This is a genomic window from Micromonospora haikouensis (assembly GCF_000876225.1).
GTDB lineage: Bacteria > Actinomycetota > Actinomycetes > Mycobacteriales > Micromonosporaceae > Micromonospora > Micromonospora haikouensis.
The window spans coordinates 1758900-1771923 of sequence record NZ_JXSX01000001.1 but is presented as its reverse complement, the minus strand read 5'-3'; the positions used below and the strand labels follow the sequence as shown (position 1 = coordinate 1771923).

Genomic DNA, 13024 nt, shown 5'->3' with positions numbered 1-13024 from the left:
TCGTTCCGGTGGGGACGCTAACCTGGGGCGCATGCCGAAAGCCGTCTGGAACGACCTGGTGATCGCCGACAGCGACGACACGGTGGTGGTCGAGGGCAACCACTACTTCCCCCGCGCCGCCCTGCGCGACGACGTGCTCCGCGACTCCGGGACGCACACGTTCTGCCCGTGGAAGGGCACCGCCTCGTACTACACGCTGGAGCACGACGGGCGCAGCAGCGCCGACGCGGTCTGGTACTACCCGGACCCAAAGCCGGAGGCCGAGATGGTCCGCGACCGGGTGGCGTTCTGGAAGGACGTCTCGGTCGTCGACTGAGCCGGCCCGCGCCGGCGCAGCAGCAGGGAGAGCCCGGCCGCGCCGATCGACAGCGCGCCCGCGACGTACCAGGCGACGGCGTAGTCGCCGAGCCGGTCGCGGACCAGCCCCGCCCCGGTCGCGGCAAACGCCGCGCCGAGCTGGTGGGCGGCGAAGACCCAGCCGAAGACCACCGCGCCGGACGCGCCGAACCACTCCCGGCACAGCGCCACCGTCGGCGGGACGGTGGCCACCCAGTCCAGGCCGTAGAAGACGACGAACACCAGCATGCTCGGCTCGGCGGTGCCCGCGAAGAGGCTCGGCAGCACCAGCAGCGACGCGCCCCGCAGCGCGTAGTAGGCGCCGAGCAGCAGCCGCGCGTCGAACCGGTCGGTGAGCCAGCCGGACGCGACCGTACCGACGATGTCGAACAGCCCGACCAGGGCGAGCAGCCCGGCGGCGGTGGTCTCGGCCATGCCGTGGTCGTGGGCCGCCGGCACGAAGTGGGTGCCGACGAGGCCGTTGGTGGTCGCGCCGCAGATCGCGAAGCCGCCCGCGAGCAGCCAGAACGGCCGGGTCCGCGCGGCGGCGGCCAGCACGCCGACCGCCCGCGCCGCCGCGCCGCCCGTCGGCGGCGCGGGCGGGACCACCTCCGCCGCGCCGTAGGCGGGCACGCCGAGATCCGCCGGGTGCTCCCGCAGCAGCCACCCCACCAGGGGTACGACCGCCAGCGCGGCCCCGGCGACGACGAGCGCCGCCGCGCGCCAGCCGTGGTCGCGGACGAGCACGGCGACCAGCGGGAGGAAGACGAGCTGGCCGGCGGCCCCGCCTGCGGTCAGCACCCCGGTCACCAGGCCCCGCCGCGCGACGAACCAGCGCCCGGTGACGGTCGCCACGAAGGCCAGCGCCATCGACCCGGTGCCCAGCCCGACCAGCACGCCCCAGCACAGGACGAGCTGCCAGCTCGCCGTCATGAAGACCGTCAGCCCGCTGCCGAGGGCCACCAGCGCCAGGGCGACGGTCACCACCCGGCGGATGCCGAAGCGGTCCATCAGGGCGGCGGCGAAGGGGGCGGTGAGCCCGTAGAGCAGCAGGTTGACCGAGACGGCGGCGGAGACGGTGGCCAGCGGCCAGCCGAACTCGGCGTGCAGCGGGTGCAGCAGCACCGAGGGGGTGGCGCGGAAGCCGGCCGCGCCGACCAGCGCGACGAAGGCGACGGCCGCCACGGCCCAGGCCGGGTGGAAACGACGGGTACGGGTCACGCACCGAGTCTCGGGCCCCGACCACCCGGCGACGAGTGGCCGGAATGCCATGGTGCGCAATAATCGGGCCATGACGTTCGCCCCGCACCGGGTCGCGGTGCTCGCCGTGGACGGGGTGGTCGGCCTCGACCTCGGCACCCCCGCCCAGGTCCTCGGCGCGGCCCGCACCCCCGACGGCGACCGCTTCTACGCGGTAAGCACCTGCACGGCGGGCGGCCACCCGGTCCGCAGCACCGCCGGCTTCCAGGTGCTGCCCGACCACGGGCTGGAGCTGGTCGCCGCCGCCGACACGGTGATCGTGCCCGGGGTGCACGGCGGCGGGCCGATGACCGACGGCACGGTGGACCCGGCCGTGGCGGCGGCGCTGCGCGACGCCCACGCCCGGGGCGCCCGGGTCATGTCGATCTGCACGGGCGCGTTCGTGCTGGCCGCCGCCGGTCTGCTCGACGGCCGGCGGGCCACGACCCACTGGGCGTACGCGGGGCTGTTCCGCCGGCTGCACCCCACGATCGAGCTGGACCCGGAGGTGCTCTTCATCGACTCCGGCGACGTGCTCACCTCCGCCGGGGTCGCCGCCGGGATCGACCTCTGCCTGCACGTCGTGCGCACCGATCACGGCAGCGACGTGGCGAACCGGGCGGCCCGGCGTTGCGTGGTGCCGCCGTGGCGAGACGGCGGGCAGGCCCAGTACATCGAGCGCCCGGTGCCCCGCGACCCGGCCAACGGCACCGCCGCCACCCGCGAGTGGGCCCGGCAGCGGCTGCACGAACCGGTGGCCCTGCGCGACCTGGCCGCACACGCCCGGATGAGCGTGCGCACCTTCACCCGGCACTTCCGCTCGGAGACCGGGCTCAGCCCGGCCCAGTGGCTGCTGCAGCAGCGCACCGACCACGCCCGGCTGCTGCTGGAGACGACGGACCTCAGCGTCGAGCAGGTGGCCCACCGGTCCGGCTTCGGCACCGCCACCGCACTTCGCCAACGGCTGCACGGCCGGGTCGGCGTCTCCCCGTCGGCATACCGCAGGGCCTTCCGGTCCCGCGCCTGACCGGCCCCTCTCGGCCCCTTTCGACCCCTCTCGGCCCGGCCCGCCGGCCCACCTGGACACCGCCCCGCCGGCCACTGGCCGCTGGTCGCCGCCCACCCACGCCGGTCGCCGGCCTGGGCAACGACGCAGCTGACCCAGCTCGGTGACACGGCGTAACTCCCCGACCGCCGCGCACGCCCACCCGGCCGAGCTGACGTTGCGTTACCCTCCTCGCACCTCGCCCCACCGACCTCCTTCCCTTTGCTCTGCACCCACCCACGCAGCACCGCCGTTGAACTGGCCAGACGCCAAAGTCGCCAGCCTTCGGGTGAGGGCGAGCCGATCGCGCAGCGTGAGCGTTGCGTATGCGGGTGCAGAGCAAAGGGAGGCGCACGGGTGTGCGGCCCCGGCGGCTGCGGTTGCGGCGTGTCACCTGCCGGTTGGTGGGGGGGTGGCTAGCGCCGAAGGCGATCCGGCTCGGCGCTCGGGCGCGGCTCCTGGCCCAGCCGAGCCTGCCGGAGCTGCCGGGCCGCCAGGCCGCCGCCGCGCCGTCGCCGGGTCAGGCACGGTGGGCGTGGAACTGCGGGCGCAGGGCCCGCAGTTGGGCCAGGTGCTTCGGCAGGTGGACCCGGGCGTGCAGGTCGAGGGTGCGGGCCCAGGGCAGGGTCTCGTCGACCCGCAGGTCGACGTCCTCGTGCAGCCTGGTCTCGACCGGCGTCTGCGCCGCCGGGCCCAGCCGGTCGACCAGCGCGCAGAGCCGCCGGCTGGTCTCCCGCAGCCGGTCGGCCAGCCCGCCCAGCGCCGCCGAGCCGCCCGCAGTCGGCCCGACGCCGCCTGCACCCGGGTCGGCGTACTCGGCGACGAGGGCGTCGAGTTGGGGGCGGTGGATGGCGTCCAGGTCGTAGTACGCGAACGGGGAGCCGGCGAGCACCGCCTCGGTCGCCTCGCTCATCAGCTCGTCGTTGGCCACCAGATGCGCCACGATCTGCTCGGCGCTCAGCTCCCCGTCGCCGGGCGGCTCGAACCCGCCGGCCGCCACCTCGGCGAGCACCTCGTCGTACGCCCGCCGCAGAGCCTCGCTGTCCACGGTCCCAGTCAACCCCGGTGCCGGCCCGGCCGGGCAGCGCTACCGCACCGGGGTCACCCGGACGGGACCGGGTCGCCGGCGCAGCCGGGCCGGCGGGCGCTCAGCGGCGGCCCCGGCGGGCGCGCAGGTAGTCGCTGACCACGTACTCGCCGAGGTCGTCGAGGTCGGGGGTGAACATCCGGCCCCGGGACCGGCGGGCCACCGCGTCGACGAAACGGCGCAGGCCCGGGTCCTCGCCGAGCATGAACAGGTTGAGCATCGCGCCGGCCCGGGTCAGCCGGTCCACCTCCCGGATCGTCGCCGCGATCGTCTCGGACAGCGGCGGCCAGTGGAAGTACGCCTGGCCGTCGTCCGGGTCGAGGTGGGCGGTGGGCTCGCCGTCGGTGACCACGAGGACCACCGGCTCCGCGCCCGGGTGCCGGCGCAGGTGCCGCCCCGCCAGGCGCAACGCGTGCTGGAGGTTGGTGCCCTGCTGCAGGTCCGGCTCGACGGCCGCCAGCTCCGCCTGGGTCAGCGGCGCCGCCTGCCGGCCGAACCCGATGATCTGCAGCGCGTCCTGCGGGAAGCGGGTCGCCATCAGGTGGGACAGGGCCAGGGCCGTCTGCTTCATCGGCCCCCACCGCCCCTGCGAGATCATCGAGTACGACAGGTCCACGCACAGCGCCACCGCCGCCGACGCCCGGCGCTCCGTCTCCGCCACCTCGAAGTCCTCGGCGGCGAGTTGGACCGGCACCGACGGCCCCGCCCGGCGGACCGCCCGGTGCAGGGTGCGCACCACGTCGATCGGCTGCTCGTCGCCGTACTCCCACTGCCGCGACGCCCCGCTGACCTCGCCGGCCGCGCCCGCCGTACGCAGGTCGTGCTGGCCGCGCGGCCCGGCCGTCAGGTCGGCGAAGACCTGGCGCAGCGCGGTGCCGGCGAGCCGGCGCAGCGCCTTCGGGCTGAGCGTCAGCCCGTCGGCGTCCCGGGTCACCCAGCCCTGCCGGCGCAGCTCCCGCTCCAGCTCCCGCAGCCGGCGCACGTCGTCGGCCGCGTCGCGGCCCAGCGTCCGGGCCACCGCCTCGACGTCCACGTCGTCCAGGGTCGCGCCGGGATGCTCCTGGTCCAGGGCGTCGAGCAGCTCGTCCAGCTCGGCGATCTCGGCGAGCGCCCCGGTCGCCTCGCCGTAGCCGAGCGGCTGCTCGCCGCGGACCCGCTCGCCCCCGCCCCGGTGCAGGTCGGGGCGCAACGCCCGCAGGTTCGCGTCGAGTGCGGCCAGCTCACCGGCCAGCCGTTCGCCGAGGGACTCGCGCATCAGCCCGGCCAGCTCCTCGCGCTGCCGGTCCGACAGCGACCGCATCAGCCGCTCCCCGGCCGCCGCCCGCCGGGCCAGCACGTCGACCAGCTCGTCGACGTCTCTCGGCTGCTCCGGGAAGAACTCGCCGTGGCGGCGCATGAACTCGGCGAACGCGTCGGTGGTGTCCTCCGACCGGGCGTGCCGGGCCAGCAGGTCGTTGAGGTCGCGCATCATCTCCGCGAGCTGCCGCTGGACCTGCGGGCCGCCTGCGGCCCGCGCCGCGTCGCGCAGGCCGGCGAAGCGCTGCTCCAGCACGTCGCCGCGCAGCCCGTCGAGGATCCGCCGGTACGCCTGCCGGGCCTCCTCGCTGGCCCACTCGTAGCCCGCCAGCTCCCGCACGGCGCGGGCGGTGGACCGGGGCAGGTTGTCCAGCACCGCCTCGGCGAAGCGGGCCGCCTCGTCGTCGCGCCCGCGCAGCTCGTCCCGCTCGGCGGCGAGGGCCTGGTCGAGCAGCGCCCGGGCCCGGGTCACCGCCCCGTCGAGGTCGCCCCGGCGCAGCGCCTCGCGGCGCAGCCGGCGGGCCCGGGCGGCGAGGTCGTCGAGGCCGCCGCGCCCCTGCGGGCCGCGCCGCAGCAGGTCGCGCAGCGCCTCGCGGAGGTTGCCGCCGGCCAGCACCTCCGCGCCGACCGAGTCGACGGCGGCCCGCACGTCGTACGGCGGGGCGAGCGGGTCGGGGCCGCCGCGCCACTGGCCGTACCGGAACCGGTTGCCGGCCACCTCAGCCCCGGCCGCCGTAGACGGTGCGCCCGGAGTCGGTGACGTCCTTGCCCAGCCGGCGCGTCAGGTGCAGCCCCTCCAGCACGAACTCGACGCCGGCCGCCGCCTGCTCCGGCGTCGGCGCGTCGCCCAGCCCGAGCCGGTCGAGGGCCTTGGCCAGCCCCGGCACGGTGCCGACCTGGCGCAGCAGCTCGGCCGAGGCGACCAGCTCGCCGGTCTCCACGACCCGGCCGTCGTCCACCAGCGCGGTGAAGCCGGACAGGTCCAGCCCGGCGAGCCGGGCCCGGAACGTGTCGGCGGTCGCGGTACGCAGCAGGTGGGCGAGGATCTCGACCTCCCGCCCGTCCTCGCCGCTCTCGAACTCGACCTTGCCGCGCAGCGTCGAGGTCACCGACACCGCGTCGCCGACCCGGGCGACGGGCGCCTCCTCGCGTACCCCCTCGGTGCTGGCATCGGCCGCGAGCAGGCCGGAGCGGCGCAGCGCGGCGGCGGCGACGGTCTCGGCGGCGGCGATCGCGAACCGGGCCGAGACGCCGGAGCGCTGGTCGACCGACGGTGAGTCGCGCACCGCGCGGGCGAACCGGGCCAGCACCTCCAGCACATGCTCGGGCACGTCGGCGACCAGGTCGGCCTCCTGCCGGATCAGGGCCAGCTCCAGCTCCAGGCCGAGCGGGTAGTGGGTGTGGATCTCCGCGCCGAAGCGGTCCTTGAGCGGGGTGATGATCCGGCCCCGGTTGGTGTAGTCCTCCGGGTTGGCGCTGGCCACCAGGAGCAGGTCCAGCGGCAGCCGCAGCTGGTAGCCGCGCACCTGGATGTCGCGCTCCTCCAGCACGTTGAGCAGCGCCACCTGGATGCGCTCGGCGAGGTCGGGCAGCTCGTTGACGGCGAAGATGCCCCGGTTGGTGCGCGGCACCAGCCCGAAGTGGATGGTCTCCGGGTCGCCGAGGGTGCGCCCCTGGGCGATCCGGATGGGGTCGACGTCGCCGATCAGGTCGCCGACGCTGGTGTCGGGGGTGGCCAGCTTCTCGCCGTACCGCATGCTGCGGTGCAGCCAGGCGACCGGCAGGTCGTCGCCGGCCTCGGCGGCCAGGGCGCGGGACGCGGGGGTGAGCGGGTGCATCGGGTGCTCGTTGAGCACCGAGCCGGCGATGACCGGGGTCCACTCGTCGAGCAGCGCCACCAGGGAGCGGATCAGCCGGGTCTTGCCCTGGCCGCGCTCGCCGAGCAGCACCATGTCGTGGCCGGCGAGCAGCGCCCGCTCGACCTCGGGCAGCACCGTGTCGTCGTAGCCGACGATGCCGGGGAAGCGGTCCCCACCGGCGCGCAGCCGGGCGAGGAGGTTGTCGCGGAGTTCCTGCTTGACCGTGCGGTAGTGGTGCCCGGCGGCCCGCAGCGCGCCGAGGGTGCCGGGCAGGTCGGCGGGCGGGACCGGGAGAACCTGGTTGGGCTCAGTCACCCGACCCACGCTAGCGCGCCCACGTTGCAAGGAGGGGCCCCCTGTTAACGCATCCTGTAGAGGAAGGGCCCCTTCCTAACCGCCGTGAACGGCGGACCGGCGCGACGAGACGGATCACCGATTGACAATCCGATAGGCGCGCATCGATGGTTGGAGCGCTCCCAACCACACCGTTCGCCGCTCCCGTCCCGGAGGCCGCCATGAACCGTCCGCGTCCCAGACTCCGCTCCGGCCTGCTGGCGCTGGCCGGCGCGCTGCTGCTCGCGCCCGTCGCCGGCCTCGCCTCGGCCGCCGAGGCGGCGGGAGCGGCCGGCACCCCCGGAGCCGCCGCCCTGGGCATCCCGGCGCCGCTCTGGACGCCGGCCCCGACACCACCCACGACGCCGACGAGCCCGCGCCCGACGCCGACGCCGACCACGGGCGCACCGCACCCGACGGACTACCCGACTCCCACGCCGACCACGGGCGCGCCGTACCCGACCGACTCCCCGACTCCCACGCCGACGCACCCGACCGATCCGCCGAGCCCCACGCCGACGACCGCCATCCGCTGCTCGGCGACGTGGCGGCTGGTCAGCGACTGGCCGGGGGCCTTCCACGCCGAGGTGACGGTGCACAGCACCGGCACCGCGCCGGTGGCCCGCTGGGCGGTGCGCCTGCCGCTCGCCGACGGCCAGGGCGTGCGCGACATCTGGAGCGCCACGATCTCCTCGACCATCGACGACGTGGTCACCATCAGCAACGCCGACTGGAACGGCCGGATCGCCCCGGGGGCCAGCACCGCCTTCGGGCTGATCGGCACGGGCCCCGCCACCGCACCCGCCCTGAGCTGCATCGCCGTCTGACGGCCGCACGACGGCCGGGGCAGCGCCGACGATCTGTCGCTGTCCCGGCCGCCGGCGCGGCGATAGGGTCGGGACCGTGACCTACCTTGCCTCGGACGAGCGCTACCAGACGATGACCTACCGGCGCAGCGGGCGGAGCGGGCTGCGGCTGCCGGCCGTGTCGCTCGGGCTGTGGCACAACTTCGGGCCGGATCGGCCGTACGAGCGGCAGCGGGACATCGTCCGGCGCGCCTTCGACCTCGGCATCACCCACTTCGACCTGGCCAACAACTACGGCCCCCCGCCCGGATCGGCGGAGGAGAACTTCGGCCGGATGCTCGCCACGGACCTGAAGCCCTACCGGGACGAGCTGGTGATCTCCAGCAAGGCCGGGTACGACATGTGGCCCGGCCCGTACGGCGAGTGGGGCTCCCGCAAGTACCTCATTGCCTCGCTCGACCAGTCGCTGCGCCGGATGGGGCTGGACTACGTCGACATCTTCTACTCGCACCGGTTCGACCCGGACACCCCGCTGGAGGAGACGATGGGCGCGCTGGACGCGATCGTCCGCTCCGGCAAGGCCCTCTACGTCGGCATCTCCAACTACGACTCGGAGAAGACCGAGCGGGCCGCCGCGATCCTGCGGGACCTCGGCACGCCGCTGCTGATCAACCAGCCGTCGTACTCGATGCTCGACCGCTGGACCGAGCGCGACGGCCTGCTGGACACGCTGGAGCGGGTGGGGGCCGGCTGCATCGCGTTCAGCCCGCTCGCCCAGGGGCTGCTCACCGACCGCTACCTGGGCGGCATCCCCGAGGACTCGCGGGTGCGCACCAGCGTCTTCCTCAACGAGAGCGACCTCGACGAGCAGAAGATGGCCACCATCCGGGCGCTCGGCGAGGTGGCGGCGCGACGCGGGCAGTCCCTGGCCCAGCTCGCGCTCGCCTGGGCGCTGCGCGACCCGCGCATGACCAGCCTGATCATCGGCGCGAGCAGCGTCGCCCAACTGGAGGCGAACGTCGCCGCCCTGGACAACCTGGACTTCACCGCCGAGGAGCTGGCCGAGATCGACGGCCACCTCGGCTGAGCGTCACCATCGGGCCCCGCCACGCTCCCCACGGTGGCGAGCACCCGCGCCCGGTCGGGGCTTCGAGTCTTGATCGACGGTTGTCCTACCCGGAGCCTCGCCCCCATCGATCACCGGGCCTGCCACACCCGCCCTGAGCTACAAAACCAGCTTGGAAAAGGCTCATGGTGTGGATGTTCGTATTAAGCGGTGTGACCCCTCCGGCGGGTGGGTGATTGACAACGCCACCCGCCGGAGGACTCGTCACAGTCGAATCAGTGAACTCTGCACGGCGCGAATGGTCGAAGGACTAGCAGTTGGCGCTGTAGCACTTGCAGACGTTGGTCGAGGTACGACAGTCGGATTTGCACGTGTACAGGATCCGCCTCATGCAGGTAATGGTGACAGAACCACTGATGTCGATATAGCAGCCGCAGTAGGAGCCCCACCACTGGGACCCCGGGTCGCATGCACATTCCGAGGCGCGGGCCTCCACCTTGGGTACGACCGCCGACAGGACCCTGTCGCTCAAACGCTCTACCAGTTTGAACATTACTACCCTCTCCCGTGAACGAGACTCCACCTTGCGACAACTGGACAGGCGGAGGGCTGGTCGATGACGCGACTGACCGACATGCACGGCTGAGACAGCCAAGCGGAATCGCTTCGCCTTGGGAAGCCACACGGTGCCGCGAGCCCAGCCAGATATCCCCCGAATCTCAGTGGCGGCTCGGTTAGCCTGTTGCGGTTGTCGATGTGTCGGACCCTAGCAGAGTGTCATACGAGCCGCTGCCCCTCGTGGTCGGCGCTGCGCTGGGCGACGGCGGGCGTGGCTCTGGCGGTATGCTCCCGATCTGTTTGTGGGCGCGTCCTGACGGCCGACGATAAGTGCCGCTCCCACCCAGCCGTCAGCGACGAACGGGTGGCTTCCGGTTCCGCTCAGATCGCCGCCACCCCTACGACAGGCAGGAGCCCACAGTGGAGGACGCCACACCCAAGTCGGGCGAAGCTGCGGAGGAGTCCCCGAACGGGGGTGCGGTCGGGCGCCTCAGGGACGCCTTCTCGCTCGCGTGGGACTCCTCTCGCGGCCTAATCGTGCTCCGCCTGCTCCTCACCCTGGTCGGGGGCGCCATTCCGGTGGCGGCCGCCTGGTTGACCAAATCCGTTCTGGACCGACTCGCCTCGGGCACCACTGTGTCGATGCGAGACGTGCTTCCGATAGTCCTTGCGCTCGCGGGGGTCGGCGTCACCGGCATAATCATCACGCAATCCGGCGGATACGTGCAGGGGCGTATGGGGCGGGCGATCGAACTCGTGGCCCGAGAAAGGTTCTATCAGGCCGTCATCCGGATTCCCGGGCTCTCCAAGTTTGAAAATCCACACTTCCACGACCGCCTGCAGTTGGCCGGCGCCGCGTCGACATCGGGCCCCACGCAGCTTTTCGAGCAGTTGCTCGGCTTCGGTCAGGGAGCCCTCGTGGTAGGTGGCTTCATCGGCACCTTGCTGGTGCTCAGTCCCTGGACGGTCCTGGTCGTGTTGATTGCCGCAGTTCCGACACTGCGCGCCGAACTGATGCTGGGTCGCCACCGCGTCAGGATGATGACGGAGATCAGCAGATCGCAGCGACGCGAAATGTTCTACGCGGACCTGCTAACCAGCGTGGTGGCGGCCAAGGAGATTCGCCTGTACGGGCTCGGCGAGCTGTTTCGCAATCGGATGATCTCCGAGCTTCGGGACGTCAACTCCGAGCACGAACGGATGGACCGGCGGGAACTCCTGGTGCAGGGACTGCTCGGGCTGATGGGGGCGCTGGTAGCGGGCGGAGGCTTGGTGTGGGCGGTGTTGGCGGCACTCGCGGGCGACCTGAGCATCGGGGACGTCTCCGTCTTCATCGCGGCGGTCGCCGGAGTGCAGAGCGGGTTGAGCCGACTGATCCAGAGCGCTGCCGGCGCTCACGAGGCGGGCCTGATGTTCGATCACTACCGCTACATCGTGAGGTCCGAGCCGGAGGCCTCCACCCCGGTCGGCGGAGGGGAAATTCCCGTGCCGACCCTGCGAGGGGGAATCGAATTTCGGGACGTGTGGTTCCGCTACGGCGACGATCTCCCCTGGGTCCTCCGTGGCGTCAATCTCACCATCCCGGCCGGAGCGGCGACCGCCCTGGTCGGACTCAATGGTGCCGGGAAGAGCACCATCGTCAAGCTGCTCTGTCGCTTCTACGACCCGAGCCGGGGGGCTGTTCTCTGGGACGGGATCGACGTCCGGCAGCTGTCCCTGGCGGAGCTGAGACACAAGACGCGTGCGGTGTTCCAGGACTTCATGCAGTACGACCTGACGGTCGCCGAGAACATCGGAATCGGCGACGTCACGGCGATCGGAGACCGGAAGCGGATCGTCGAGGTGGCCGAGACGTCCGGCTGCGACGACTTCATCGCCCGTCTCCCGGGTGGCTACGACACGATGCTCTCCCGGATGTTCTTCGACTTCGCGGACAAGAACGACACGTCGACGGGCGTCGTGCTGTCCGGTGGCCAGTGGCAGCGACTCGCGATCGCCCGGGCTCTGATGCAACGGCAGAGTGAGCTGCTGATTCTGGACGAGCCGAGCGCCGGCCTCGATGCCGAGGCGGAGTACGAGCTGCACTGCCTCCTGCGGAACTATCGGCACGGTCACACCAGCGTGTTGATCGCTCACCGCCTCAGCACGATCCGGGACGCGGACAACATCGTCGTGATCTCCGAGGGGCGAGTCGCCGAGCAGGGCACCCACGAGCAGCTCATCGGGCTCAGCGGCATGTACGCCCGCCTGTTCGGTATGCAGGCGAGTGGTTATGCCGACGACACCGACGTGCCGCCCGGGGAGGGGAAGTACGCCCGCGCGTAACCGCGGCCGCTCACCGTTCCGGTGCCGCAGCCACGCCTCGGGTGAGCACCGGGCGTATCACCACTCCGAGCACCCGACCGAGCGCGAAGTAGCCCGCTTGTTTGGAATCGTAGCTTCGACGGCCGGCATCCCCGACCACGACGATGCAGTCGGGCGGTACCACCTCTTCGGGGACCGTCGTCAAGGCGGGAACTTCCCTACGCGGGACCGGATCGCCGGGGAGGGCGAGAACCCGTTTGATCATCCATCTCCGCGCCAGCGGGTCGACATCGTGCTGGGCCGCTGCCGGGCCATCGTCCCGCGCAGGCTCCTGAATGACGACCACCTCGCCGATCCGCAGCGAGTGCGGAGCTCTCCTTTTCACGAGAACCCTGTCGCCGTCGCGGTAGGTCGGCTCCATCGACCGACCGGTGACCGTGACGAGAGCATAGCGGCGGCGGGCCAGGCTCAGGGTGAGCGTCGCAGCGGCCGTGGCCGCTGCGACGCTCACGAGCCACCACAACCCGTGTCTCACTGAGCAACTGCCTCCGGAAGAGCTGGCAGTTCGTCCGGGGAGACGCTGGCGCCGACGATCCGGGCCCCTGCGGAGAGCAGGATGAAGCTAGGGAACGCAGCCACCTGGAAGGCCTTGCTGACCGGGCCGCCGAACGGCTGGATCGCCACCTGGGCGAGCGGCGACAACTCGGCCTTCATCGTCTCCAGCTTCTCCTCTTCACCGACGAGGAAGACATAGATCAGGTCACGTGGAAGGCTGTAGTTCTTCAGTCTCTCGACGAAGGCCGGAAGCTGCTCTGCGCAGGCAGGGCAGGTGGCCGAGAGGAAGGCGACGAGGGCGCCCTGTTCCAACGAGGCATCGGTGACGTGCACGCCCTCCGTGGTGATCGCCGAGAACTCCCCGACCCTCGATCCCGGTGCAAGCTTGATGGGCTCCATGGCCTGATCGTGGTTCGGTAGGGCGGCAAGTTGTTCGGTGTGCTGGCGGAGGCGGCGGATGACGCCGAGCGTGAAGAGCAGGTTGAGCAGGCACAGCAGCCCAAGAAAGACGACGGCAGCGGCGAGTACGGTCACTTGTTT

General features: G+C 72.5%; 11 protein-coding genes. 5 read left to right on the top strand and 6 right to left on the bottom strand.

The genetic code is table 11. The features are described 5' to 3' along the window. The first annotated feature begins 31 nt into the window (after window positions 1-31). Window positions 32-316, top strand: coding sequence for a DUF427 domain-containing protein (locus tag TK50_RS07810; RefSeq protein WP_043962114.1), 285 nt, complete (start codon window positions 32-34; stop codon window positions 314-316). Here TK50_RS07810 and TK50_RS07805 read toward each other — a convergent pair. Next, window positions 238-1557, bottom strand: a complete 1320-nt coding sequence (locus TK50_RS07805) for an MFS transporter (RefSeq protein WP_241773953.1) — start codon at window positions 1555-1557, stop codon at window positions 238-240. The two genes, TK50_RS07810 and TK50_RS07805, sit on opposite strands and share 79 nt — an antisense overlap. Window positions 1558-1627: 70 nt before the next feature. On the opposite strand from TK50_RS07805, the gene TK50_RS07800 reads away from it, so the two are divergent. Next, the gene (locus TK50_RS07800) at window positions 1628-2602 is read left to right on the top strand and encodes a GlxA family transcriptional regulator (RefSeq protein ID WP_241773952.1); all 975 of its coding nucleotides are present in this window, start codon (window positions 1628-1630) and stop codon (window positions 2600-2602) included. A gap of 538 nt (window positions 2603-3140) precedes the next feature. Here the strand turns inward: TK50_RS07800 and TK50_RS07795 are convergent. The 3 genes from TK50_RS07795 to TK50_RS07785 all read right to left on the bottom strand — a co-directional run bounded on the left by TK50_RS07795 (window position 3141) and on the right by TK50_RS07785 (window position 7186). Beyond that, a complete protein-coding gene (locus TK50_RS07795; protein WP_043962113.1) occupies window positions 3141-3668 on the bottom strand; it encodes a hypothetical protein in 528 nt (175 codons plus the stop codon). Window positions 3669-3768: 100 nt separating this feature from the next. Beyond that, window positions 3769-5721 carry a VWA domain-containing protein gene (locus TK50_RS07790; protein ID WP_043962112.1) on the bottom strand — a complete coding sequence of 651 codons (1953 nt, stop codon included), beginning with the start codon at window positions 5719-5721 and terminating at the stop codon, window positions 3769-3771. Window position 5722: 1 nt separating this feature from the next. Next, window positions 5723-7186, bottom strand: coding sequence for a magnesium chelatase ATPase subunit I (locus TK50_RS07785; protein WP_199485979.1), 1464 nt, complete (start codon window positions 7184-7186; stop codon window positions 5723-5725). Window positions 7187-7377: 191 nt separating this feature from the next. Between TK50_RS07785 and TK50_RS07780 the strand changes: the two genes are divergently transcribed. The 3 genes from TK50_RS07780 to TK50_RS07770 all read left to right on the top strand — a co-directional run bounded on the left by TK50_RS07780 (window position 7378) and on the right by TK50_RS07770 (window position 11950). Further along, a complete protein-coding gene (locus TK50_RS07780) occupies window positions 7378-8022 on the top strand; it encodes a cellulose binding domain-containing protein (RefSeq protein WP_052503657.1) in 645 nt (214 codons plus the stop codon). A gap of 76 nt (window positions 8023-8098) precedes the next feature. Beyond that, window positions 8099-9088: an L-glyceraldehyde 3-phosphate reductase gene (mgrA, locus tag TK50_RS07775; RefSeq protein WP_043962110.1), complete on the top strand. Its 990-nt coding sequence runs from the start codon at window positions 8099-8101 to the stop codon at window positions 9086-9088. A 957-nt stretch (window positions 9089-10045) separates the two neighbouring features. Then, on the top strand, window positions 10046-11950 hold the full coding sequence (locus tag TK50_RS07770; protein WP_043962109.1) for an ABC transporter ATP-binding protein: 1905 nt from the start codon (window positions 10046-10048) through the stop codon (window positions 11948-11950). A 10-nt stretch (window positions 11951-11960) separates the two neighbouring features. Here the strand turns inward: TK50_RS07770 and TK50_RS07765 are convergent, their stop codons facing one another. Beyond that, window positions 11961-12440, bottom strand: a complete 480-nt coding sequence (locus TK50_RS07765) for a S26 family signal peptidase (RefSeq protein ID WP_043964069.1) — start codon at window positions 12438-12440, stop codon at window positions 11961-11963. A gap of 20 nt (window positions 12441-12460) precedes the next feature. Next, complete coding sequence (locus TK50_RS07760) at window positions 12461-13018, bottom strand: TlpA family protein disulfide reductase (RefSeq protein WP_043962108.1); 558 nt, start codon at window positions 13016-13018, stop codon at window positions 12461-12463. Between the last annotated feature and the right edge of the window lie 6 nt (window positions 13019-13024).